Source organism: Kitasatospora sp. NPDC059577 (assembly GCF_042735475.1).
In the GTDB taxonomy this organism is placed as follows: Bacteria; Actinomycetota; Actinomycetes; order Streptomycetales; family Streptomycetaceae; genus Kitasatospora.
The window spans coordinates 221,446-245,145 of sequence record NZ_JBHWBZ010000002.1; the positions used below are offsets into that span (position 1 = coordinate 221,446).

Consider the following 23,700-nt stretch of genomic DNA (forward strand, 5'->3'; position numbering starts at 1 on the left):
CCGCGAGCTCGACCCGGGGCCGTCGTCCCGCGTCGATCTCACTCCCCCCATCCCCCATTTTTTTTCTGTTTTCTGGGGGGTCCCCAACCCCCCCCCGCCCCCGCCCGTCGGCCCGCCCCGTCAGCGGTGGAAGACCTGCAGCTCCCGCACCGCGTCGTTGAAGTTCGCCCCGAGAGCCGGGGCCGGCAGGTCCACGGTCTTCTCGACGTCGAGGGTGGACCAGAGGTGGGCGGCGTTGCAGTTGTCGTAGCCCTTCATCGAGGACACGTTGAGCGCCACGTCGAAGTAGTTCACCAGGTGGTAGCCGGTGGCGTCGCAGCCGCCCGCGTCCCCGTAGAAGGCGTAGATGACGCCGCCGCCGTAGCCGACGTCCTTGAACTCCTCCAGCAGGAGCGTGCGGTCGGCCGGCTGCTCCGCCGTACGGGTGCGGCCGTCGGCCAGGGCGAGCGCGTCGGCCAGGGAGTCCGGCGAACAGGAACGCCCGAGGAGCGGCGAGCCGCCGCCCGCGCCCGGCGCGTGCCCGACCACGGCGGCGCAGTACCGGACGTCGGGCACGGGCAGCGGTCGGAGCCGGGTCGCGTCGGCCGGGGCGGCCGCGACCGCCCCGGCGAGGGCCAGACAGCCGGCGAGGACGGGGGCGACGAGTCTTCGGGGGGTGCGCATCGGGAACCTCCGGGACGGGTGGGGCCAGCGGCGGCCGTGGACTCGGCCACCGCGCCCATTCGACGGGCGGCCGGCGTCCACGGCCCGGCCGACACACCGCTCACCGCACTGGTCCTCCGGATGCCACCGCCTGCGCGACGGCCCGCTCACCCCACGGCGCCGTCCTCCCACAGCTCGGCGCCGCACCCGGCCACCCGTGCGCCGATCCGCGCCCACGCCTCCTCGGCCGGCAGCGGCTCCAGCCTCCGGCCGTTCCGCAGACGCAGCGCGACCCGGTCGTCCCCGGCCTCCCTGGCGCCGATCACCGCCTGGTACGGCACCAGCCGCGCCTCCCGGATCCGGGCACCGAGGGTGCCGCGCTCGGGCCCGGCGACCTCGGCGCGCAGACCGAGGTCGAGGCAGCGCTGCCGGAGCCGTTCGGCCTGCGGCAGTTCGGCGTCGGAGACCGGCAGCAGCACCACCTGGACGGGCGCGAGCCAGGCCGGGAACGCGCCGCCGTACAGCTCGATCAGGTGGGCGACCACGCGCTCGACGCTGCCGATCACGCTGCGGTGGACCATCACCGGACGGTGCCTGGCGCCGTCCGGGCCGATGTAGTGCAGGTCGAACCGCTCGGGCTGGTGGAAGTCGACCTGGACGGTGGAGAGGGTGAACTCGCGTCCGGCGCCGTCGGCGATCTGCACGTCGATCTTGGGCCCGTAGAACGCGGCCTCGCCCTCCGCCGCCTCGAACGGCACCCCGGAGCGTTCCAGCACGTCGGTGAGCAGCGCGGTGGCGCGTTCCCAGAGCGCCGGATCCGCCACGTACTTGCCGCCCGCGCCGGGCAGCGAGAGGCGGTACCGGACCGGGACGATGCCGAGCGCGGCGTGCGCCTCGCGGATCAGCTCCAGTGCGGCGACGGCCTCGTCGGCGGCCTGCTCCGCGGTGCAGAACACGTGGGCGTCGTTCAGCTGGATCGCCCGGACCCTGGTCAGCCCGCCCAGCACCCCGGACGGCTCGGAGCGGTACATGCCGCCCAGTTCGGCCATCCGCAGCGGGAGTTCCCGGTAGCTGTGGGAGCGGGAACGGAAGATCAGCGCATGGTGCGGGCAGAGGCTGGGCCGCAGCACCACCTCTTCCGAGCCGAGGGCCATGGGCGGGAACATGTCCTCGCGGTAGTGCGCCCAGTGGCCGGAGATCTCGTACAGCTCGCGTTTGCCGAGCACCGGTGAGTAGACGTGGCGGTAGCCGGCCCGGCGCTCGCGGCCGCGGATGAACTCCTCCAGGGTGTGCCGGACGGCCGCGCCGTCCGGCAGCCAGTAAGGAAGGCCGGAGCCCATCAGCGGGTCGGTGTCGAACAGGTCGAGTTCACGGCCCAGCTTGCGGTGGTCGTGCGCGGTGCGGCTCTGCGCGGTGCGGCTCTGTGCGGTGCGGTCGTGCGCGGGACGGTCGTGCGCGGTGCGGCTCTGCGCGGTGCGGTCGGGCTCGCGGTGGCCGTGCTGCGGGTTCACGTTCACGGTGGTGGTCTCCACTCTGGTGCTGCGGGCGAGTGGAGCCGGGAACGACGAAGCCCCGGGGCACTCGCCCCGGGGCTTCGGACTAGGTCAGCAGTCAGCGCGCCGGGACTCTTTCCGGCGTCGTCGTGGCGAGTGCAGCGCGCTTCATGTGATCAACCGTAGCAGGTCGACCGGCCGGCGCGGGGCCCCTCCGAACGGCTTCCGACGGACGGCCCCGGCCCGGACGGCGCCCGTACGCAGCGACGTCAGCGCCGTGCATCGCCCGTACGTAGCGACGTCAGCGCCGTGCGTCGCCCGTACGAAGCAACGTCAGTACAGGACCACGCAGTCGCGCGCACCGAGCGCGTCCAGCAGTCGGGCCGACGGCCGGACGTCGTTCCACCGCAGGTCCAGCTTCTCCAGGGCCGGCAGCGCGCCCGGTTCGCCGAGCCAGCGCGGCAGTTCGGTGATCCGGTTGCCGCGCAGGTCGAGGCGGCGCAGCCGCGGCAGTCCGGCGAGCACGGCCGGGACGGCGGTGAGGGAGTTGTCCCTGAGTTCCAGCTCGCGCAGTTCGGTGAGCCCCGCCACGGAGTCCGGCAGATCGCTCAACTCGTTTCCCTGAAGCCAGAGTTCGCGGATCGCTCCGAGCTTGCCGATCTCCTCGGGTAGCGCGCCGAGCCGGTTGTGCTGCGCCCGGAGTTCGACCAGGGAGGCCATCTCGCCGATGGTGGCGGGGAGTTCGGTGAGCCGGTTCTCGCCGACGTTGAGGTAGCGCAGCGCGGTGAGCCGTCCGAGGGTGTCCGGCAGGGCGGTCAGCGCGTTGTCGTGCAGGTAGAGGAAGTCGCCCAGCCCGGTGAGGGCGCCCAGTTCGGCGGGCACCTCGGCGAGCTTGTTGTGCCCGAGGTCGAGGGTGCGCAGCCCGGTCAACCGTCCGATCTCCGGCGGGAGTTCGGCGATCCCGGTGTCGGCGAGGATGAGCACCGTCAGGTCGGTGCGGTCCCACACCCCGGCCGGCACTTCGCCGAGCGGCTGCCGCCAGAGGTTCAACGTCACGTCCGTCACTGCGGCACTCCTCGGGTCTGCGGAAGCCGGAGGGTGCCGTCCACGACGCGGTGGCGCGGGGCCTCCGGGAACCCGGCGAGGTTATCGCGGCGCGGACCGCCGGTGGCAGCCGACCCGGACGCGCGGCCACTCCGGCCCGTCCGCGCATCGAGGATTCCCTCTCGGATTCCCGTCTGGGGCTCCTCGTGGAGGGCTCGCCGTCGAGCACTCGCGTCGAGGACTCCCCCAGGCGGACGGGCCGGACGGTGACACGCCCCCGCGGGGTCAGTGAGGTACCCCGCCGGGGCCGTCGGCGCACCCGGATGGCGTCACCGGGTGCCGCAGAAGGCCTGCTCCAGGAAGCCGGCCTCCGCCACCGCCTGCGCCTGGAGCTGCGTGCCGTCGCCGCGCGGGGTGACGGACAGCGCGACCTGCCGGCTCCCCGAGTTCCACAGCTGCGAGCTGTAGCCGGGTACCCCGCCGTCGTGCCCCCAGACCACCCCGCAGGAGAGCTGCCACCGGGCCAGTCCGAGCCCGTAGCTCAGGCCCGTGGGATGACCGTCGGCCTCGATCGGGACGGTCGTGGTCATCTCCTTCATCAGCTGCGGCGGGAGCAGCCGGCCACCGGTCAGGGCCTGCTCGAAGCGGCCCAGGTCGCTCAGGGTGGAGATCAGTTCGCCCGCCGAGTTCGCCCAGGAGACGCTCGCCACGGTGACGTCCCGGTCGCTGCGGTCCGCCGGGCCGGGGCCCTCGGGGAGCGTGAGGTAGCCGTGCGCGTGCGGGCCCCGGATGTCGGTCGCCGTCCCCGGGAAGTACGTCCCGGTCAGCCCGAGCGGGCGCAGGATGCGTGCGGTGATCTCCTGCGCGTACCCGTGCCCGGTGACCCGCTCGATGATCATGCCGAGCAGGGTGTAGTTGACGTTGGAGTAGCCGAAGCGGGCGCCCGGAGGGAAGGCGGGTGTGTGCGCGACCGAGGCCGCGACCACCTGGGCCGGGGTGATCGTCCTGGTCAGACCGCCTTGGTCCAGCCAGTTCCGGAGCACCGCCGGGTCGCCCAGGTCGGGGAAGACGCCGCCCTTCTCGTTGGTCGCGTCCCAGAGGCCGGACGTGTGGTCGAGCAACTGGCGCACGCTGATGTCCGCGCCGTTCGGGAGCAGTCCCGGCAGGTGGCGCTCCACCGGGTCGTCCAGGCCGATCCGGCCCTCCCCCACCAGCTGGAGCACGGTGGTGGCGGTGAACACCTTGGTGATGCTGCCGGCCCGGAACCGCCCGTCCGTCCGGACCGGCGCGCCGGTGGCCAGGTCGGAGACGCCGGATCCGCCGCGCCAGACCCCGTTCCGGTCCCTGACCTCGGCGATCGCCGAGACGGCGCCGGCCCCGGTCACCGCCCGCAGCGCCGCTGTCCGGCGGCCGGCGGTCTCCTGCTGTCCGGCGGCGCCCTGTCCGCCGTCCACCTCGGCGGCACCCGCCGAGGCGACCGGCGCGGCCAGTGCCAGACAGACCGCCGCCACCAGCGCGGACCCCGCGCGGCGCGCCGTACGGCCCGCACCCCGCCGCGCGCGCCCCGCGCCCCGTTTCGTACGCCCCCCACCCTGCTCCATGTGTCCCCACCCTCAGCGCGGCGAGCACTCCCTCGCCCTCGAAGCCCAGCTTCGCCGCCGCCCTGACGGTCGGTCATCCACCGCCGGGAGGAACCGTCCGTCCACCCCCCATAGGAGGGCCTACGCCGAAAGGCGGAGAACCCCTCCTCGAACCGCTGCGGCTCGGGCCCGTCCCGCCCGGAACCCTCCGGCTCGGGCCCGTCCCGCCCGGAACCCTCCGGCTCGTACCGCTACCGCGCCGGCGCCGGACGGACGGGGTGCTTGCTCATGATGGACACCCGGTTGAAGGCGTTGATGGTGATCGCGACCCACACCACCGCGGAGATCTCCGCCTCGCCCAACACCTCGCGCGCAGCGGCGTAGGCCGCCGCCTGGAGGGCCGCGTCCGCCGGGTCGGTGGTCGCCTCGGCCAGCGCGAGGGCGGCGCGCTCCCGCGCGTCGAACACCTCGGTGTCGCGCCACGCCGGGAGCACGCCCAGCCGCTGGGTCGTCTCGCCCTCGCGCAGCGCGGCCCTGGTGTGGACGTTCAGGCAGTAGGCGCAGCCGTTGATCTGCGACACCCGGAGGTTGACGAGCTCGACCAGCCGACGGTCCAGGCCGGCTTCCGCGGCCACCTCGCGGGTCGCCTCGGCGGCCGCGACCAGCGCCTTGTAGGCCTGGGGGCTCTGCTTGTCGATGAACACCCGCCGGTCCGTCGGGACCACCGTCACATCACTCACCTGGACTCCTTAGGCTTGATCGCTGTCGCCCGCCACTCTGCCATGGCATGATAGTTGAATATAGAACTATCATGCCCGCAGAACCAGCGCACGACCCCGCACCTGGGAGGGACCCCGACCGTGAGCACCACCGAGACCGACCTCGTCGAGCCGCACGCCGCCGACCCGCGCGTGGAGGTCCTGTCCCCGCGGGACGTCCCCCTCGGCGGCCCGCGCGCCATGACCGTACGCCGGACCCTGCCGCAGCGCTCCCGCACCCTGATCGGCGCCTGGTGCTTCGTGGACCACTACGGCCCCGACGACGTCGCCGACACCGGCGGCATGGACGTCGCCCCGCACCCGCACACCGGGCTGCAGACCGTCAGCTGGCTGTTCACCGGCGAGATCGAACACCGGGACAGCCTCGGCGTCCACGCCTACGTCCGCCCCGGCGAGGTCAACCTGATGACCTCCGGCCACGGCATCGCCCACTCCGAGGTCTCCACCCCGGCCACCACCACCCTGCACGGCGTCCAGCTGTGGGTCGCCCTGCCCGAGGAACACCGGCACACCGGCCGCGACTTCCACCACCACGCCCCGACCCCGGTGCGGCTCGACGGCGGCGAGGCCCGGGTCTTCCTCGGCACCCTGGCCGGCGACACCTCCCCCGTCCCCACCTTCAGCCCGCTGCTCGGCGCCGAGATCACCCTGCGCCCGCACGCCACCGTCACCCTCGCCGTCGACCCCGCCTTCGAACACGGCCTCCTGGTCGACCGCGGCGAGGTCCGCTTCGCCGGCACCCCGCTCCACCCCAACGACCTCGGCTACCTGGCCCCCGGCGCCACCACCGTCACCCTCACCAACACCGGCGACACCGACGCCCGGACCGTCCTCCTCGGCGGCACACCCTTCCAGGAGGAGATCGTCATGTGGTGGAACTTCATCGGGCGGTCCCACGAAGACATCACCCGAGCCCGCGAGGAATGGATGAGCTCCGACAACCCCGCCCGCTTCGGCGAGGTCCAGGGCTACCCGGGCGACCGCCTGCCCGCCCCGGAACTCCCCGGGATCCCCCTCAAGCCCCGGGGAAACGTGCGCTGACCTGGGCGTTTGCCGATCGGGGGTGCGGCGGCCGGGTCCGCCGCACCCCTGAGCCGGAGCCTCCCTCCGCCCACCCCGAAGCGCCCCTGTCGACAGTCGCCTCCGCACTCGACACGTGACACCGTTCGACCATCCACGACAGCGCCTGACAGGACCAATGCTGACTCAATGCTGAGTTTGCTGACGGTCCATCAGAACAGACCGGAGCACTCACGGAGCCCGGGAAGTCACCGTTGGGTACCGCCGCGTGTTTTTATCGGGGTGAAGTAGAGCCACGACTTCGCTCTGTCGGGGAGCCAGCGGTTCTCCGGTGAGTTTGGGAGCCAACCCGTGTGATGGTGTGGAACATGCCGCCTTCGGAGCAATCGCGGGGGCTTGCGCCGTCTGGCCGTCACGTTGTGCCTGTTGATCACGGTCCAGGTCAGGGAGACCGCTGGTGCACAGGTCACGTGAGTGGCTGTTCGAGAGGACCCGCCGGGCCAAGCGTGAGCAGGGGCTGTCGGGGCGGGAGATCGCCGTGCGGTTCAAGGTGTCGCGGAACACGGTGAAGAAGGCGTTGGAGTCGCCGGTGCCACCAAAGCGCAAGTCGCCGCCGCCGCGCAAGAGCGTGCTGGAGCCGGTGAAGGGCTTCATCGACGCGATGCTGCGCGAGGACTTGGAGGCATCGGCGAAGCAGAAACACGCGATTCCGCGGATCATCGAGCGCCTGGCTGCGGAGCACGACTTCGAGCTGGGCCGCCCCACCACGGTCTGGGACTACGTGTCCAAGCGGCGCCCGGAGATCCGTGCGGAGGCGCTGGAGGGCCGTCGGCGCCTGGACGGAATGTTGCCGCAGGCGAAGAGGCCGGGCGAGTAGGCGGAGGTCGACTTCGCGGACTTCTGGCTGGACCTGGCTGGGCAGCGGCGCAAGTGCGTGCTGTTCACGCTGCGGCTGTCCTACTCGGGCAAGGCCGTCCACCGACCCACGTCCCAGGGGGCGTTCCTGGAAGGGCACGTGAAGGCGTTCACCGTGTTGGGCGGGGTGCCGTCGGTGCACATCCGGTACGACAGCTTGAAGCCGGCGGTCAAGCAGGTGCTGTTCGGGCGCTCGCGGCTGGAGTCGGCGCGGTGGGCGTCGTTCAAGTCCTGGTACCAGTTCTCGGCGTTCTACTGCGCGCCCAGTTAGGACGGAGCGCACGAGGAGGGCGGGGTGGAGCACGAGGGCGGCAGGTTCCGCCGCAAGCACCTGGTCCCGCTGCCGGCGGTCGAGTCGCTGGCGGAGCTGAACGAGCGCATGGCCGCGATCGACGTCGCGGAGGACGCCCGGCACATCCACGGCCGGCCGACGTCGATCGGGTTCGACTTCGAGGCGGAGCGGGACCGGCTGCGGCCGTTGCCGGCGGACGACTACGACTGCGGGATCGACCTGAGCCCGACGGTCGCAAGGAACTCCCGGATCACGGTGCGGCAGTGCTACTACTCGGCGCCGGCGAAGTTCATCGGCGCCAAGGTGCGCGTCAAGCTGCGGGCGAACGAGTTGTGGGTGTTCGACGGGCGCAAGGTCGTCGCCCGCCACCCGCGCCTGACGCGCCGTTACACCTACCACGACCCGCTGGACCACTACCTGGAGATCCTGCTGGCCAAGCCCGGCGCGTTCGCCGGGGCCTCCGCGCTCGCGCAGGCCCGCGCGGAGGGCGGCTTCACCAAGGTCCACGAGGCGTTCTGGGCGGCTGCGAAGACCAGGGCCGGCGACCGTGAGGGCACCGGATGCTGATCGAGGTGCTGCTGCTGCACCGCCAGCTCCCGCCGGAGGCGCTGGTCGCGGCGATGGAGACCTGCTTGCGGGTCGGGTCGGTCTCCACCGACATGGTCGCGATCGAGGCCCGCAAGGCGATGGAGGGCACCGACGCTCACGACACCGAGCTCCTGGCCGGCCCCGACGAGGCGGCTGCGGACGGCTCCACGATCGCCCCTGCGGACGGCGGGGCCCAGGTGATCTCCCTGCACGCGCGCCGTCTGCCGCCCGACCCGCGCCAGGCACTGCCCGACATGAGCAAGTACGACCGGCTGCTGAGCCCGGTCGCCAGCCGCGACAGCCGGACCCAGAAAGGCCACGGCGCATGAGGCCGACCATCACCGTCACCGACCAGGACGACGAGCAGGACACCGGCAAGGTCCCCGGCCGCAGGATGTCGCTGCCCGGCGACCCGGAGGACATGCTCATCGACGAGGCATGCCGCGAGCTTCGCCTTCCGGCGTTCCGCGAACGGTTCATCGACCTGGCCAGCACCGCCCGGCGCGAGCAGGCCACCTACAAGCAGTTCCTGCTGGCCCTGCTGCAGGTCGAACTCGCCGACCGGGACCTTCGCCGCCAACAACGGCTGCTCAGGTTGGCCCGCTTCCCGCGGCCCAAGCGGCTGGAGGACCTCGACTTCGAGAAGAACCCCAACGTCACCCCCGAGGTCGTCGCGGACCTCAAATCCCCGACCTGGGTCCGCGAGGGCCGGCCGCTGGTGCTGATCGGCGACTCCGGCACCGGCAAGTCTCACCTGCTGATCGGCATCGGCACCGCGATCGCCGAGACCGGCCTGTCGGTCCGCTACACCACCACCAGCGCGCTGGTGAACGAGCTCGCCGAGGCCGACGCGAGCCGCCGCCTGTCCTCCGTGATCGCCCGCTACAGCAAGATCGACCTTCTCTGCCTGGACGAGTTCGGCTACCTCAACCTGGACCGCAAGGGCGCCAAGCTGCTGTTCCAGATCTTCACCGAACGCGAGGAGCGCAAGGCCACCGCGGTCGCCACGAACTCACCCTTCACCGAATATGAGGATGTAGAGGTGGACGGCGCCGGCCAGGGCGAGCGGGGCGATCGTGGAGAGCACCGCGACCACCGAGTCGCTGAGCCGCAGACCGGCGGTGGCGCTCTGCTCGTTCAGCCGCACGGCGTGCAGGGCGTTCGCCCACAGGCTCGCTCCGGTGGCCGTGCCGAAGAGCAGCCAGACGTAGGCGCGGGCCCGCATCGGGGCGTCGCGCATCACGAGCAGGGCGCGCACCCCGTAGGCGATGAAGCCGTCGATCACGAGCGGGAAGACGTAGGTGAGCAGGCCCCTCACGTGGATGGCGACGGCCATCTGCTGCAGCGCGTCGTACGAGAGCGCGCAGCCCGCACTGCCGAGGGCGATGACGACGGTCCGGTCCCAGCCGGTGACGTGCACGGAGTTCGGGGTGGTCGCGGTGGTGGTGCTCATGCGGCCGTCCCGAAGTCGTCGCGGTGCAGTTGGTCGGTGCCGCCCTGTTCGGCGGCGGTGCGGGTGGCCTGTTCAGCGATCTGGCGGTGGCGGATCGCGCGGCGGGTTTCGCGGTAGAGCTTGAGGGCGTGCTCCGGGCTGATCTTGAGGAGCCAGGCGAGGCGCTCGACCGACACGGCCTGGCGGTATCCGGCGAGGACGACGGCGCGGCGCTCGGCGCGGGTGATGTGGATGTCGCGACCGGCCAGCACGGCGTTGACCCGGCTGTAGTCGAGGCGTTCGCTGAGCCTGGTGTGCAGGGGTTCGCGCTCCTCCTCGGTGAGGCCGCCCCGGATGCCGTGGGAGTCGCCCGTCTCCAGCGCGGCGTCCAGGCAGGCGCGGGCGACCGGACACTGGGCGCACAGCGCCTTGGCGGTGGTGATCGCGGCCGTGTCCTCCGGACCGGGGAAGAACACCTCGGGGTCGACGGGGTTGTACTCGCTCGGGGTGCAGACGGCTTGGTCCTGCCAGGTCTGGTCGCCGAGTGTGCGGTGGCGGACGGGGCGGATCGTGGTGGTCATGCGGGGTTGCTCCGATCGCTCTCCGCGTGCGAGGTCGGCGTCGGCGGAGAGGTGCGCTGGGTCGGTGAAGGGTGAGCAGCTCGCCGTGGGGCGGCCGGGCGCGGCGGTGGCTCAGGCGGCGCGCTGGAGGCGTCTGCGGTCGACCGGCTCGAAGCTGACCCGGGTGGTCATCTGGGCGAGTCGGGAGGTGACGCGGTCACCGAGGCAGGTGCGGAGGTCCTTGATCGGCAGGTTGCTGGTGATCAAGGTCGGGAGCATGTGGTTGTAGCGACGGTTGATCAGCCGGTAGGTCTGCTCTTCGACGAACTCGCTCGACTTGGCGGCGCCGAGGTCGTCGAGGATCAGCAGCGGCACCCGACTGTAGGTGGCGAGGACCCGCTCGGCGTCGGTGTCCGAGTTCGGCCGCAGTGCGGCATAGAGGTCCGCGGCGGTGGTGGCGCGCCAGCGCACCCCGATGCCGGCCTGCACGAGGGCGCGGACGGCGCCGTACGCCTCGTGGGTCTTCCCGGCGCCGATGACTCCGGCCATCAGCAGGCTGGGGCCGATGGCGACCTGGCGCCGGGCGCCGAGGCTCGGGGCGGTGGCCTGGGCCACCACCTGCCGCACCCATGCCAGGACATCGGGGTGCTGGGCGAGCGCGTCGCGGTAGCGCGGCGGCAACCCGACCGACAGTGCTTCCTCCGCCGAGTACGGCCCCGGCTCGTCCGGGAGGGCGTCGACCACGTGCTGGTCGATGCCCCGGGCGGCGAGGATGCGGGCCATCCGGTCGAGCACCGAGGGCGCGTCGGCGAGGGCCTGCGGGTCGCGGTGAGTACGCATCACAGCTTCTCGGCGTAGGCGGCGACAGCATCGACCGGGTTGGTCCACGCCTGGTGAGCGGGCACGTTAGGCCGAAAGCCCGGCCGCGCCAAACCGGTACCTCGTGCGTTCATGGCGTCGTTGACCAGGCTCGGCAGCCGGGACGGGTGGCCCTGGATCTCGGCGAACCGGTGCAGCCCGGAACGGACGTGCTCGGCGGCGATGCCCTCGTCCAGCAAGGTCTTGACGACCTTGCCGAGGTGGCCGAGCACGCTGCCCGGCGGACGCTCGGCGCAGGCGGCGACGTACTCGTCGATCAGCTGGCCGGCCGAGACGGTGTCCGCGTCGGGCGCCTCGCGCCCCGTAGGGAAAGAAGATCCAGGATCCAAGATCCTAGATCCAGGCGCCGAGGACTCCGGGAGGGTTCGGCGAACCTTCGGGGAGGCTTCGCCGAAGGCCACCTGACCTTCGGTTTTACAGGGAGCCGGAACCGGCGTGGGCTCAGCCTCGATCGCCGGGGCGACTGCTTCGGAGGCGCCCGGATCCGTTTGCACCGGGGGCTCCGGAAAGTGCTCGCGCGGCTGCCGGAGTACTCCCCGAGTGTTCGCCGAGGTTTCGCCGAACACTCGGGGAGCACTCGCGGCGGCCTCGACTCCGGGCCCCGGGGTGCCGGCGAGGGCGGCCTGCTGGATACAGGGGCCCTTGCAGACGCCGCACCGCTCCGGCTCGCAGTGCGGGCACGCGGGTAGACGGCTGAGCGACGGCTTGTCGATCTTCTGGTGCTTGCGCCACGTCGGGTAGTGGAAGTACCGACGGCCGTCGCAGCCGGTGTAGCGGCAGATCGCGCCAACGGCGGCGAGCTGCTGAAGGTGGTCCTCGACGTCAGCGCGGCCGATCTCCTCGCGCATCGGCCAGACGAGGCCGTAGACGATGGCGGCATTGTCGCGGTGGCGGCCGTGGTCGTCGGCGTGGTTGGTCATGCCGAGGAAGGTGACCATCGCGGGGATGGGCACCTCGGCCAGCGTCTCGGAGACCCAGGTCTCCGGCTTGACCGAGCGAATGCGCGCCATGTCAGCGGCCCCGAACCGCGTCGTTCGCACGGACGGCGGGCTGTCCGTCGGCGAGGCCCCGGAGGTGCAGGCGGGTCCAGGCAGCGCCCGGGATCACGTCCGGGAGCCTGGCGCCAAGGCGAGGCGTCACGCCGGCATCCGGGCGGCAGGTTGGGGTTCCGCTGCGTGCGGCAGACATGCGATACTCCGTGCTTCGTAGGAGCGCGCGCGGCGGTCCTCGTGCGAAGAAGTCCCGCTGCGCGCGTGGTAGTGAACCGACGCCCTTCGGGGTGTCGGACCCGGCGTCCGGAGTTGGTAGCTCCAGGACGCCGGTCTCATTTCAGGGCTCGGACGGCACCCTTGGTGCCGTCGCCCTCTCATCCATCTGCGCTCTTTGCGGCGGGAGCAGCACCATAGGGCCCCTCTGGCCTACAGGTCCACCCTGTTCTCAGACCACCGAGTGCCACAGTCAGGACGAGAGACTCGCCTCACTCATGGTGACGACCTGGTCGCCCGCCAGGCGGGCCACACCCACCCGGCCGCCGTCCGAGTTCCGATTCATCTGAATCCTCATTATGTGATTCCCCATCAAGCGATCTCTGGAAGCCGATAACGCCAGGGGCGACATTAAGGAGAGGTCGGGATATGGGTCAATAAATTACAGATATCTACGCGAGTAGACACGAGGCCTTTTCGGAGACTGAGAAATGATCTTCCGCTCTCACTCCGACAACGCTCCGCAAGCGGATCACCCAAGCACCACATGGCCTGCGAGCAGGACTCCTCACTGTAAGCAAGCAGTCGATTTCGGTAGCTAAGAGTCACGTGACGGATACCACTCGCTGTTGCCCGTCAACCCTCACCCCTATATGCACCATCGAGAATCGCATTCCCAAGGCAGGTATATTCGCTGTCCGAGGCAGCCCGAGAAGGCGCCTCGTCGAGAAGCGGACATACAACATTTAGGGTTGAACAAGATGCGCGCAATAGCCGTGCGGGAGTTCGGCGGCCCCGAGGTTCTGGAGCTGACCGAGATGCCCGAGCCGGGCGACCGCCCCGGCCACCTTCGGCTCCGCACCCGGCTGGCTGGCGTCAACTACGCCGACGTCCATCTGCGCGAAGGCACCTACCCAGCTCCCATGCCGGCCCCGTTCATCCCGGGGAACGAAGTCCTGGGCAGCACCGAGGACGGACGCCGCTACGTCGCGCTCGGCCGCGGCGGCGGCTACGCCGAGACCGCGGTAGTCCACCGCAAGCTCACCTTCGAGGTGCCGGACGGCGTGGCCGACCACGACGCCGTCGCCCTCACGCTCCAGGGCAACACCGCGTGGCACCTGCTCTTCACCGACCTGCGGGTGACCGCCGAGGACACCCTCCTGGTCCCGGCCGCCGCCGGCGGTGTGGGCTCCCTCGCCGTGCAGCTCGCCAAGCACGCGGGTGCGAGGGTCGTCGCCATGGCCTCAAGCGAAGCCAAGCGGCGCACCGCCGTCGAGCTGGGTGCGGACGCCGTCGTCGACTCCTCGACCACGGCGGGTCTCACCGAGCGGATCCTCGACGCAGCGGGCGGCCCCGTTTCCGCCGCCCTGGAGATGACCGGCGGCGACGTCTTCCACGCCACCCTCGCCGCGCTCACCCCGCGCGGCAGGATGTCCGTCTTCGGCGCCGTCACCGGGGTTGACGGTCTCGTGCCCATCACCAGCCTGCTCGCCGGGTCCAAGGCCGTCAGTGGCTTCTGGCTCCCGAACCTCTACCCGTCGCGCACCCACCTCAAGGACTCGATGTGCGCGCTGTTCGCGGCCGTCGCGGACGGCTGGCTCAAGCCGCTCAACGGCCCGGTCTACAAGCTCGGCCAGGCCCGACAGGCCCACCACGACCTCGCGGCCCGCCTGACTGCCGGCAAGGTCGTCCTCGACGTCGCCCGCTGACCGCCCCTCCTCGCGCCCCCTCTCCTGACAGGTCGCCGCGGAACGCCGTCCTGCCGCCGTCGAACGGCGCCCCAAACCCTCGGAACCCTCCATTGATGAAGATCAGCACCCCGCCAGCCACCGGTACCGTGCCAGAGCAGCGCCAGAGCGACGTGCCGAGCAAGCCGCCTTCCTCGCTCGCGGCGCGTGCCTTCGCCGTCCAGCAGGCCTTCACCCGGCTCCCCGGCGATGTGCACCCGCTACGGGCCATCGCAGGCGCTGCCGGCCTCGACGATGCCACCACGCACCGCATCCTGCAGACCGGCGTCAGCGACGGCGTTTTCGAGCAGGTCGGAAGAGGGCGGTACCGCCTCGGCACTGGCACCGCCCGCGCCGGCGTCCAGGCCATGGCCCACTCCCCCGGCGCCGCGTCGACCCACGGCATCCTGGAGCGCCTCCACTTGGCCACCGGCGGCCTCGCCCTGCTCTACGTCCTCGCTCCATTCGGCGGCGCGAAGCGGCTCTGTACCGACTACGTCATCGGCGACCTGGACCCGGCTGAGGTCGGTATGTCTGCCGAAGACGTCGTCTCAGTCTCACGTTCCCTGCGCACCGGGGCTTCCGGGCGCGTCATCCTCGCCTACCTGCCCCGAACCATCCAGGACCTCGTCCTCGCCGAGGAAGTACCGCCCACCGCCGGCCCGGGTGTCATCCGCGACAACAATGCGCTCGCGGGGACCCTCAACGAGATCCGCCAACTCGGCTTCGGGGTCGGCCGCCAAGAGTGCATGCCCGGCTGGGACTCCGTCGCCGCACCCGTCCTGTGGCACGACTCCATCATGGGCGCCGTCCTGCTGCTCCGGCGATCTGCCGAAATGCCCGCCGATCTCCGTCCGTTGATCTACCACACCCTCAAGGCAGCTGAGAGCATCAGCGAGCTGACCACCAGCCCGCTCTCAGCCGCCATCTGACTGCAGCGGCAGTCAGTGACTCGCGCAGCAGCGTGCGGAAGAGGCCACAGGCCGTCCGCGCAATCTCGGATGACGGCGTGTCGGTGGTGGGCGCGAAACTGATGCGGAGCAGTCGAGCGGCCCGCCCAGTCGGGCATGAAGGGGGACGGGATGAGTTGGCTCGCCGTACGCTCCGGTGCCGGGAGCTGGGTCCGCGGCAGACTTGCCGCGCAGCACCGGCAGGTGGATCTGGTCACCGCCACGCGGGCCGCCCGCGAGCTGGTCCGGCTCGTCGGACTGGACCCGGCGGACCGGGTCGCCTTCGCGCCGGTGCGTACCGCGATCGAGCGGCGGATCAGCGTCGAGCGCCAGTACTACTACCAGCGGCTGTCCCCGTGGCTGGTCCTGCTGGCGGTGCCGCCATTCCTCGTGATTCTCGGAGGGAACCCGCGCGCAGCCGCGACCGTAGTCGCGCTGCCGGTAACAGCCCTGGCGGCCCGGATGCTGACTGTCCGATACCGGGGTGCCCAGGTCCGGCTGGCGACCCTTCTCACCCTGGTCTTCACCACCTTTCTCTGGGCCAGCGCGGTGACGCAGCACGGGAGGTCGGTCGCGCCGTGGTACCTCCCGGAGATCGCGAAGGGGGCGTTCGCCCTGCTGGTCCTTGTCGAGGCCCCGATCCTGGGCCTGTGGTGGTTGCACTATCGGAGCCGGGTGAATGAGGATTGCCACGCCCACGACCGGCTCGTCGTCGGGGTGGTGGAAGTGGCGCACCGGATTCATCGGGAGCGTTCCGGCTGGCGCTCGGCGGCCACGTGCCGGAAGTGGACGCAGGACATCGACGACCTCGCCGTCGATGCCGCCCGCTGCTTGGCACTGCCGGAGCGTACCGATACGGCGGACCGGCGCCTGCGCGCGGAGTTGCGTGTCGAGGCCGAACGGATCGCGGAGGGCATCCGACTGTTGAAGGCGGAGCTGGTACGGGCCCGCTCCGAAGAGGACGTATCGGATGTTGTGGCATCGCTGGTGCGCGGCCTGCTGCTGGTCGCCCTCATCGACCGGGCCGCGCTGCTGGCGACCGCCCCGCCAGCCCCGGCCCCTCCTCGCCTTCTGGCCCGGCTCGGTGCACAGCTCGTCCCGGCTTGCGTACTCCTCCTGGCCGCCTGGCTGGTCCCGATGATCCCCGTGGTCGCGGACCGGCCGAGCGTGGCTCAGGCAGCAATGTGGTCGCTGATGATCTCGGCGGGCACGGTGCTGGCGACGGCAAACTCAGAGGTTCGCAACCGGATCCAGGACGCGGTAGCGAAGGCTTTCCCGCCCGCCTAGGATCCACCGGCTCCCGCCGCTCGACGCCCGATTTCCTGCCCGGTTGCGCGTGCCGGCGGAGCGTACTGGTGCTCGCTGTACTTGGGCGCTTCGTCGATGTGACTGTGGGGCACTCTCCCCGGCCCCAGAACCCAAGGGAGGAGGAGTGCCCATCGGTGTACCTGCACTCCAACATGCGTAAGGGAGGGCATAGCCTGGGGCGATGCAGCTGAGCCTTGCGTACCGGATAGCGGAATCGTTGCTCGCGGGGATCCCCCTGCGCTGGGCGCACTCCCGCCGCGTCCTTGAGCGGTCCCGGTTGGTCGCGCCGACGCTCGGGTCGGATGGGGATCTGGTTGTAGTCGCCGCCGTTCTCCATGACGTTGGCTACGCCTCCGCTGCAGTCGAGACTGGTCAACACATGATCGACGGCGCACGATACTTGACCCGCATGGGTGTTGATCCGGTGGTCTGCTCGCTCGTCGCTTACCATTCCTCGTCGGAATGGGAGGCTGCAGAACTCGGCTTGTCGGCCGAGCTCGGGGAGTTTCGCCGACCGCCATCGGAGCTCCTGGACGCGATCACCTACTGCGATCTCACCAGCGGCCCGGACGGCTCCGAGGTCGATGCCGTCACCAGGCTCGACGAGGTCCTTAACCGATACGGTCCGAGCCACGTCGTCCACCGGGCGGTGTCGACGGCTCGGCCGACTCTGCTCGCCATGGTCGAGCGCGTGGAGAAGCGACTCGCCGAACAAAATCGGCCCTGATCAACCGAGGTGAGGAGCCACCTCATTCCGGAAGCCGTGGTCGAGTCGAAGCTTGGTTGTTGGGGCGATGTCCAAGTCCTCCAGGTCCTCGCGCGGAACCCACCGGACCTCAAAGGATTCAGAGCTGGCACTGATTTCACCGCCGACCGGCCTCGCACGGAAGCACAGGGAGAACTCCTGGCGCACTTCCCCGTCGGAGAACTCGATCACGTGTCCGGGGTTGCTGTACGTGCCGACGAGGCCGGTGACCTCGACCTCGATGCCAGTCTCCTCCCGCACCTCGCGCGCGACAGCCCCCGGAAGGTCCTCGCCGATCTCCAGGACACCCCCGGGCATTCCCCAGCGGCCATTGTCGGAGCGCCGCTCCAGGAGGAGTTCGCCGCGCTCGTTCACCACGAACGCGGTGACAGCGGGCACGATCCGCTGGGCCTTCGGGGCCTTCGGATCGTCGAAGTAGTCGGTACGGCTCACGATTCCTGCCTCGGTAGCGGGACGGCACCGGCCCAGACCTTCTCGAAGCTCTGCCGGTAGGTCGAGACCAGCTGGGCACCGACGACACGGCGCAGGTGAAGCACCGGGGTGAGCGGTGCACTCACCCCGTAGATCTGGGTGTTCACCAGCATCTCGTCGTCGAACCAGTACAGGGAGTTGTGCAGTGTGGACCGGTGCGTCCGGAACTCGATACCGGGCTCTCCGTAGAGCGGCCGGTAGAGCTTGATGACCTCGCGCACCTTGTACGCGACGCCCTCGCCGAGTTCCTCCTCCTCGCCGCGCCGCGCGACCTCCGAGCTCTCCGGGTCACCGAGCAGCACGCGGACACGGACGCCTGCCCGAGCCCGGTCGGTGAGCGTCCGGTGCCAGCGCGGATTCTCGGCGAGATGAACGCCGGCGTGGACGAGCACGCCGATGTCGGTCACGGCACGCTGGGTGAACTGGAGCCACAACTCCGGTGGCACGGAGGAACGGTGGGGATAGACGTGGACGATCTCGGCGTCGGCCTCGTCAAGGCGCTGGGTCTCGGACTTAGCGTCCGGCCAGAGGTAGTCCTCGTCGGTCTGCAGCTTGGCCGCCGCCGCCTGGCGGTGCCGCCGGTACGGTTCGCGGCTCTTGAGGATCCACCGCTCCACCGTCTTGGCATCGACGCCGCAGTGCTCTGCCAGTTCCTGCTCGGTGACTCCGCGGACGACCAGCGCCGACCGGAGGCGTTCGTTCGCCATGGCACTCCCGGATGGGACGTCTTGGGACGTACTGAGACCTCAGGACGATACCGAGGACGTCCCAAGACGTCCAGCTCGGACCTGATCATGTCCCTCTTCTCGCAGGCATTCTGAGTTCCCGTCACTCGACCGCATCAGGTCGGCCGGCCCGAATCCACCCGCTCATCTGCGGAGACCTGCCATGAACCCGCGCATCCTCAGCACCGTCGTCAACGAGCTCGTCAGCGCCGCCGACGTCCTGGCCGCCATCCACGTCAGCCCCGAGGGGCTTGTGCTCGGTGCCTCCCCCGGCGTCGACCGCGACGAAGCGGACCACTGGGCCGCCGTGATGGCGGCCCTCAACGCCGTGAGCAACCACGGCACCGAGATCATCGGTCGCCGCAACGCCGAGTCCAGCCCCTGGGGGCACAGCGTGATCGAGGACCGCTCCGGCCGGACCCTGCTCCTCGTCGGCGCCACCGACGGCTCGATGCTCGCCGTGGTGTGCGCGAGGACGGACCACCTGGGCGAGATCGCCTTCCGCCTCGTCCAACTGGCCGACGACGAACTCGCTCTGACGGAGGCGGCATGAAGACGACCGCCACCGCCAAGAGCACAGGGGCACCCCGACTGCCCCTGCCGCTGCCCGACCTCCTGTCGGCCGTCCACGTCCTCGACCCCCACACCCCCGGCGTGGCAGGCCTGGCCTCCTACCTGGCCCGGAGACACGCTCGGGTGACGGTCTCGCCGTCGCACTCTGATTCCCACCCCGACCTGCTCCAAGGGCTCGAACAGTGCAGTGTCGGCCTTCGGACGGCCGACCCCGGGACGGCCTCGCTGATCTGGGGCGGAGACAACTCCGTCGTCCACGAGGTCGCGGACCACGCCGCTGGCCGAGGCCTTCCCATCCTGGGCTACGCGCGGGCCGTCGAACTGCTGGCCGCAACGGCTCCGACCACGGTCGCCGTCGCCGGCAGCCACTCCACCACCATGGCTGCCGCCGCGCTCACCTGCGCGCTCACCAGCCGTGACCCCGGGTGGATCCTCGCTGAGGCGCCCAAGGGGGACTCCGCCGGCTACGACGGCGGCGGAGAACTCCTGGTGGTGGACCTCTGCCCGGACAACTCCAGCCACGACGCCTCCCCGCCTGGTTGGCGCTTCCACTCCCTCGGCGAAGGACTCAACCCGTCCGTGACGCTGGTCACCGCCGTAGATGCAACACCGCCGTGCTGGTGGAACCAGCAGGAGGCGCTGGACCACATGGAAGCACTCGCCCGGCGGAGCGAAACGGTGGTGGTGTGGGCCGCCCAGCCCGGATGCCAGGAGCTCGCGGACCGGCTACGCCGACGGCGCCCGGGCCCGAAGGTGGTGACCGTCGGTCGCAGCGCCGACATGGACGTGCAGATCCTCGGGAGGTTCTGGACCGGAGTGGACCATCGCGTCACCGTCCGGGCGGCCGGCGAGCAGCACACCTTCACCGTGCCGGTCGCCGGTACGCACTCCGCCATGGCGGTGGCGGCGGCCTGGGCCGCGGGCTGGGCGCTCGGCGTCCCCGGCCACGAACTCGTCGACGGGCTCGGCGCGTTCGTCGGCGTCGAGCGGTCGCTCACCCGGCTCGGCACGAGCGGCGGGATCGACGTTCTGGAATCCAGGGCCATACACCCGAAGGAGATCGAGGCCGACCTCCAGGGCGCCCGGATGCTCACCGAGGGAGCGGTCGTCGCCGTGTACGAGCCCTCTGGTCACCTGCGCTCGAACGCCCTCGCCGGTCTGATCGCCGACGCCCTGACCGCCGCCGACCGGACGGTTCTGCTGCCCGTCCACTCGACGTTCCCCGGTCACCACCACCGCGCCGACGGCGCCGAGAGCATCCTCAACGCCGGTTCCACCAACACGGTGATCCGCCACGAGCCCGGTCTGGGACAACCGCGTCCCGAGGCCCTGGTCGCCTCCCTCGTCCAGCGGGGAGACCTGGTCCTGACCATCGGCCCCCACGCCGCCCGACGGATCGGGCCCTCGCTGCTGGCCGCCCTCGACCAGCCGTAGCCTCCCCTCCTCCCACACTTCTCCCGGAGATCCGCCATGCCCACCTCCCTTCCCGCCAAGCCCGACCTGTCCGAGGCCGACGTCCTCCTCCTGCAACAGCTGGCCTGCGGCGCCCTGCACGGGACGATCAGCCGGGCCACCGGAATCGAGCAGGTCAGGGTCAGCGCTGCCATCCCCACCCTGCTGACGAAGGTCGACGCGAAGTCGCGCTTCCACGCCACCGCTCTGGGCGCGGGGTGGGGCCTGGTGCAGGACGCGCACGTGATGAACCCCACCGGCAACCCGCTGTCCGCTCAGCACGTCGCGGTTCTTGCCGGACTGGTGGGCGGCGAGGACGCAGCCGTCACCGCGGAGCGCCTGGGCCTGACCGTGAACACGGTGAAGACCTACACCCAGACCGTCCTGAGGACGCTCGGGGTCCGGTCGAGGGAGCAGGCGACCGCGGCGGCCGTTCTCGGCGACCTGGTGCCGCTGCGAGCCCTCGGCGTCGGTTGGCCGGCCGTGAAGCTCAGCCGACTTCGGCAGCAGGCGAAGGCGGTCTGATGAGGACGGAAACGGCGTCCATGGCGCCGGCCGCGGGGCTCTTCGCGGTGTTGGACAGGGTCGGTCTCGGGATGACGAACGCGGCGATCGGAGCGGCGATGAATCTGAGTGTCGACACCGTCAAGAACCACTTGCGCCAGGCGTACGACCGGTTGGAGACGGCGAGCCGGATCCAGGTCTTCGCTCGGGCGTGGCAGTCCGGCCTGCTCATCCGCGCGGCCCCGGTGGGCGCTGCGCCGGCCCTCACGGACGAGCAGACGCTGATCCTGCGGATCTGGGCGGCGGGCGGGCATCGCCCCGACGTTGCCCGCGCGCTTGAGGTCCGGGAGCACGCGGCAGAGCTCTACGAGGACGCCGTTCTGGACGTCTTCGGCACGCGGACGCGCGTTGTGGCTGTCCGCCGAGCGCTTGAGCACCAGCTGATCGATCCGGCCGGGGACTCCCTGGCCGAGCTCACCACACCCATGGCGGCCGATTCGGGTCAAGGCCGCACCAGGCACCACTGGGCGAAGGGAGCAACCGGTGTATCCGGGCCCGTGACAACGCCTCCGGCAGAGCCGGACCACCGCTCCGATCCGCTGGTGCGCGCCGTCACGATGCTGCGGTCCGCGCGCGGTCTGGTCGTCCACCTCGGCGCGCTGGCCGGCCTCCCGGAAGTGCCGTCGCTGGTGGGGGTTCTGGCCGGGGCCACGCCTCCCAGGGCGGCGCCGACCGTCGTACGTCTGGTACACCAAGCGCTGGCCCTCGGCGTCCCGCGCGCTCTGGTGCTTCCTGCCGTGGCGGTCGATCCGGACCGTGCCGTCGCAGTGGTCGGGCTGGGAACGGCCTGGTCCTGCGCCGTACGCCAGGACGCGTACAACGGCTCCGCCGCCTACGTGCTCGCCGCCCACCGGCTCGGCGTGACGATCGATGACCTCCTGGTCGTGTGTACCGCCGATCAGGCACCCGCGGCAGCGGACGCCGGGTTCCGGCGGGTCCTGACGACCACGAGCGTCGTTCCGAGTACGGAGCCTCGACCTGCTCCCGTGCCCGAGCTGAACGCGCTGGAGCGGCGGATCGTCGAGCTCCTCGCCGAGGGGCTGGCCATCGCCGAAATCGGCGGCCGGGTCCATGCCGGGGAGTACGTGGTCCGACATCGTCTGGCCGACCTGCGCCGACGTGCCGGCGCCGTGGACGACGCACACCTGGTCGTCCGCCTGATCACGACGAAGCTGATCGGCACGGGGCGGCTGCGAGCGGAACTGCCCGACCGCGTGCCCGAGCTGGATCAGGCGGGACGAGCCGTGATCACGCTGATCTGCACCGGGACGATGAGCGAGGCCGGGGTGAACGGCGTCGGGCTGAGCCTGCACGAGGCCCGCACCGTCGAGGCCAGGATCGTTCGTGCGCTCTCGCGGCGTCACAGCCGCGCCCATGCCGCCGCCGTCGCCCTCCTCACCGGCATCGTCACCCTGCCTCCGACGAAGTCCGTCCCCGTCATGGCGCCGATGGGTTCGGCGCTGTGAGCCCGACGCCGAGGAAGGGGCGGTGACCACCGCTCACCGGACTCGCAGTCCAGGTACCTGCCCACCACTCAAGGGATGTGGTCCGCCGTGTTGATCGTTGTCCCGTCGTCGGGCTGGAGATCAGGCCGCTATCTCGGCTCGCAGCCGTTCCAGGGCCCTGTCCGCCTGTTCCTTGACCTCGGGCAGAGGGCGGCCGGCCCGGACGACGCGCTGGAGCTGGTGCGGCAAGCGGTGGAGGGTCGCCTCGCCGACCGCCGCGCTGAGCTGTTGCGCTGCGCCCGTCGGGTCTCCTTTCCGCAGCAGCACCTCGCCGGCGGTGATCGCCGCGATGATCCGCCACTGCGGGGTCGCTCCGAGGCCGGCGGCCGGCGCTCCGTCGAGCTGCCGGACCGCTTCGGCAACCCTGCCGGTGCCCATGAGGCCCCGAAGCCGGACCTCGTGGAGGGTGAACTCGGAGAACAGGGCGGTGGGTGCCACGTCGTGCAGAAGCCGACGACCGTCGTCGATCGCGGCGTCGAAGACGGCGGCGTTCCCAGCGGCTCCGGCGGCGCGGGCGAGCAGGACGACGGCCTCGGCGCGTTCGGTGGCGGTGCGGGCGAAGTCGCGCGCCTGGCCGAGCCGGTCCAGCGCTCGCAGGTGCAGGCCGGCCTTGCGCAGTTCGTTGCCGTGGTGACGCAGTGCGTGGGCGTGCAGCGCCGGATCGCCCACCCTCCGGGCGACGCTGAGTCCCTTGCCGGTCCAGCGGGCCGCGGTGGCCAAGCGTTCCTCAGGGAGCACGTGGCCGAGCGCGACGCCGAGGCCGACGCGGGCCCTGGCGAGCAGGCGCACGGTGTCGAGGTCGGCATGGCCGTCCGCGGTCCGGGCCTCCAGACGGGCGACCAGCGGCCACAGCTCGGCGACCGCGACGGTGGCCTGGCCGGCCTGGCGGGCGATCTCGGCCAGGCGCAGCACGGAGTCGGCGAGCTGGATCACGAGTTGGTGGTCTGCGTCGGTGTGGTCAGTGATGCCCAGGCAGTGCGGTGGGAGGCCGAGGCGTTCGGCGATGTGACGAAGTGCGCCGATGTCGGTGATGGTGCGCGAGCCCGTTTCGATGCGGGAGACGTAGCTGGTGGAGTAGCCGAGGAGGTCCGCGAGTTCCTGTTGCGGCAGGGCGTGGAGTTCGCGGTAGAGCTGGAGGATCTCCGGCAGGGCGCGGCGGCGCAGGATGTCCTGGGCTCTGGGCGTGGTCCAGTGCCACCGGATTCCGCCGTGGGGGTCGATCCCGGCCAC

General features: G+C 71.1%; 24 protein-coding genes and 2 pseudogenes. 14 read left to right on the plus strand and 12 right to left on the minus strand.

Translation table 11 applies throughout. The features are described 5' to 3' along the window. Positions 1-120: 120 nt before the first annotated feature. From ACFV0O_RS03550 to ACFV0O_RS03570, 5 genes are all read right to left on the minus strand, one after another. Positions 121-663 carry a hypothetical protein gene (locus ACFV0O_RS03550; protein ID WP_380335774.1) on the minus strand — a complete coding sequence of 181 codons (543 nt, stop codon included), beginning with the start codon at positions 661-663 and terminating at the stop codon, positions 121-123. A 146-nt stretch (positions 664-809) separates the two neighbouring features. Then, positions 810-2,021, minus strand: a complete 1,212-nt coding sequence (gene thrS, locus ACFV0O_RS03555) for a threonine--tRNA ligase (protein ID WP_380336028.1) — start codon at positions 2,019-2,021, stop codon at positions 810-812. Between the two features lie 447 nt (positions 2,022-2,468). Then, entirely contained in the window at positions 2,469-3,200 is a 732-nt protein-coding gene (locus ACFV0O_RS03560; protein ID WP_360263498.1) for a leucine-rich repeat domain-containing protein, read from the minus strand. A gap of 308 nt (positions 3,201-3,508) precedes the next feature. Beyond that, positions 3,509-4,690 (minus strand): serine hydrolase domain-containing protein, encoded by a 1,182-nt coding sequence (locus ACFV0O_RS03565; RefSeq protein ID WP_380335777.1) that lies wholly within the window; start codon positions 4,688-4,690, stop codon positions 3,509-3,511. Between the two features lie 320 nt (positions 4,691-5,010). Continuing rightward, positions 5,011-5,499: a carboxymuconolactone decarboxylase family protein gene (locus tag ACFV0O_RS03570; RefSeq protein ID WP_380335780.1), complete on the minus strand. Its 489-nt coding sequence runs from the start codon at positions 5,497-5,499 to the stop codon at positions 5,011-5,013. A gap of 120 nt (positions 5,500-5,619) precedes the next feature. On the opposite strand from ACFV0O_RS03570, the gene ACFV0O_RS03575 reads away from it, so the two are divergent. The 6 genes and pseudogenes from ACFV0O_RS03575 to ACFV0O_RS03600 form a co-directional block, all read left to right on the plus strand. After that, entirely contained in the window at positions 5,620-6,579 is a 960-nt protein-coding gene (locus tag ACFV0O_RS03575; RefSeq protein WP_380335783.1) for a pirin family protein, read from the plus strand. Between the two features lie 436 nt (positions 6,580-7,015). Continuing rightward, the gene (locus ACFV0O_RS03580) at positions 7,016-7,435 is read left to right on the plus strand and encodes a hypothetical protein (RefSeq protein WP_380335786.1); all 420 of its coding nucleotides are present in this window, start codon (positions 7,016-7,018) and stop codon (positions 7,433-7,435) included. A 57-nt stretch (positions 7,436-7,492) separates the two neighbouring features. Continuing rightward, on the plus strand, positions 7,493-7,744 hold the full coding sequence (locus tag ACFV0O_RS03585; RefSeq protein WP_380335789.1) for a hypothetical protein: 252 nt from the start codon (positions 7,493-7,495) through the stop codon (positions 7,742-7,744). 24 nt (positions 7,745-7,768) lie between these two features. Continuing rightward, on the plus strand, positions 7,769-8,332 hold the full coding sequence (locus ACFV0O_RS03590; RefSeq protein WP_380335792.1) for a hypothetical protein: 564 nt from the start codon (positions 7,769-7,771) through the stop codon (positions 8,330-8,332). Next, positions 8,326-8,682: a hypothetical protein gene (locus tag ACFV0O_RS03595; RefSeq protein WP_380335795.1), complete on the plus strand. Its 357-nt coding sequence runs from the start codon at positions 8,326-8,328 to the stop codon at positions 8,680-8,682. Before ACFV0O_RS03590 ends, ACFV0O_RS03595 begins: the two co-directional genes overlap by 7 nt. Before the next feature lie 92 nt (positions 8,683-8,774). After that, positions 8,775-9,341, plus strand: a pseudogene (locus ACFV0O_RS03600) (ATP-binding protein); the annotation flags it as partial. Between the two features lie 39 nt (positions 9,342-9,380). On the opposite strand, the pseudogene ACFV0O_RS03605 reads toward ACFV0O_RS03600, so the two are convergent. The 4 genes and pseudogenes from ACFV0O_RS03605 to ACFV0O_RS03620 all read right to left on the minus strand — a co-directional run. After that, a pseudogene (locus ACFV0O_RS03605) lies at positions 9,381-9,806 on the minus strand (DUF2637 domain-containing protein); the annotation flags it as partial. Further along, on the minus strand, positions 9,803-10,366 hold the full coding sequence (locus ACFV0O_RS03610) for a WhiB family transcriptional regulator (RefSeq protein WP_380335798.1): 564 nt from the start codon (positions 10,364-10,366) through the stop codon (positions 9,803-9,805). The pseudogene ACFV0O_RS03605 and the gene ACFV0O_RS03610, both read right to left, overlap by 4 nt. A gap of 111 nt (positions 10,367-10,477) precedes the next feature. Continuing rightward, a complete protein-coding gene (locus tag ACFV0O_RS03615) occupies positions 10,478-11,185 on the minus strand; it encodes an ATP-binding protein (RefSeq protein WP_380335801.1) in 708 nt (235 codons plus the stop codon). Next, complete coding sequence (locus ACFV0O_RS03620; protein WP_380335804.1) at positions 11,185-12,234, minus strand: hypothetical protein; 1,050 nt, start codon at positions 12,232-12,234, stop codon at positions 11,185-11,187. Before ACFV0O_RS03620 ends, ACFV0O_RS03615 begins: the two co-directional genes overlap by 1 nt. 956 nt (positions 12,235-13,190) lie before the next feature. Here ACFV0O_RS03620 and ACFV0O_RS03625 point away from each other — a divergent pair. From ACFV0O_RS03625 to ACFV0O_RS03640, 4 genes are all read left to right on the plus strand, one after another. Further along, positions 13,191-14,138 (plus strand): zinc-binding alcohol dehydrogenase family protein, encoded by a 948-nt coding sequence (locus ACFV0O_RS03625; RefSeq protein ID WP_380335807.1) that lies wholly within the window; start codon positions 13,191-13,193, stop codon positions 14,136-14,138. Positions 14,139-14,233: 95 nt separating this feature from the next. Beyond that, positions 14,234-15,088, plus strand: a complete 855-nt coding sequence (locus ACFV0O_RS03630) for an IclR family transcriptional regulator C-terminal domain-containing protein (RefSeq protein WP_380335810.1) — start codon at positions 14,234-14,236, stop codon at positions 15,086-15,088. A 222-nt stretch (positions 15,089-15,310) separates the two neighbouring features. Continuing rightward, on the plus strand, positions 15,311-16,393 hold the full coding sequence (locus ACFV0O_RS03635; RefSeq protein ID WP_380335813.1) for a hypothetical protein: 1,083 nt from the start codon (positions 15,311-15,313) through the stop codon (positions 16,391-16,393). Between the two features lie 202 nt (positions 16,394-16,595). Next, on the plus strand, positions 16,596-17,141 hold the full coding sequence (locus ACFV0O_RS03640) for an HD domain-containing protein (protein ID WP_380335816.1): 546 nt from the start codon (positions 16,596-16,598) through the stop codon (positions 17,139-17,141). Here the strand turns inward: ACFV0O_RS03640 and ACFV0O_RS03645 are convergent, their stop codons facing one another. Together ACFV0O_RS03645 and ACFV0O_RS03650 are read right to left on the minus strand one after the other, a co-directional pair. Beyond that, positions 17,142-17,612, minus strand: a complete 471-nt coding sequence (locus ACFV0O_RS03645) for an NUDIX hydrolase (RefSeq protein ID WP_380335819.1) — start codon at positions 17,610-17,612, stop codon at positions 17,142-17,144. Continuing rightward, positions 17,609-18,358: a helix-turn-helix domain-containing protein gene (locus ACFV0O_RS03650; RefSeq protein ID WP_380335822.1), complete on the minus strand. Its 750-nt coding sequence runs from the start codon at positions 18,356-18,358 to the stop codon at positions 17,609-17,611. The genes ACFV0O_RS03645 and ACFV0O_RS03650 overlap by 4 nt, the downstream gene beginning before the upstream one ends. Before the next feature lie 181 nt (positions 18,359-18,539). Here ACFV0O_RS03650 and ACFV0O_RS03655 point away from each other — a divergent pair, with 181 nt between their 5' ends. From ACFV0O_RS03655 to ACFV0O_RS03670, 4 genes are read left to right on the plus strand one after another with little or no spacing between them, the layout of a single operon-like run. Further along, a complete protein-coding gene (locus tag ACFV0O_RS03655) occupies positions 18,540-18,929 on the plus strand; it encodes a roadblock/LC7 domain-containing protein (protein WP_380335825.1) in 390 nt (129 codons plus the stop codon). Continuing rightward, a complete protein-coding gene (locus tag ACFV0O_RS03660) occupies positions 18,926-20,383 on the plus strand; it encodes a hypothetical protein (protein ID WP_380335828.1) in 1,458 nt (485 codons plus the stop codon). The genes ACFV0O_RS03655 and ACFV0O_RS03660 overlap by 4 nt, the downstream gene beginning before the upstream one ends. Positions 20,384-20,419: 36 nt before the next feature. Beyond that, entirely contained in the window at positions 20,420-20,926 is a 507-nt protein-coding gene (locus ACFV0O_RS03665; RefSeq protein WP_380335831.1) for a LuxR C-terminal-related transcriptional regulator, read from the plus strand. After that, a complete protein-coding gene (locus ACFV0O_RS03670; RefSeq protein ID WP_380335834.1) occupies positions 20,926-22,431 on the plus strand; it encodes a LuxR C-terminal-related transcriptional regulator in 1,506 nt (501 codons plus the stop codon). Before ACFV0O_RS03665 ends, ACFV0O_RS03670 begins: the two co-directional genes overlap by 1 nt. A 120-nt stretch (positions 22,432-22,551) precedes the next feature. Here the strand turns inward: ACFV0O_RS03670 and ACFV0O_RS03675 are convergent, their stop codons facing one another. Continuing rightward, the gene (locus tag ACFV0O_RS03675; RefSeq protein WP_380335837.1) at positions 22,552-23,700 is read right to left on the minus strand and encodes a helix-turn-helix domain-containing protein; all 1,149 of its coding nucleotides are present in this window, start codon (positions 23,698-23,700) and stop codon (positions 22,552-22,554) included.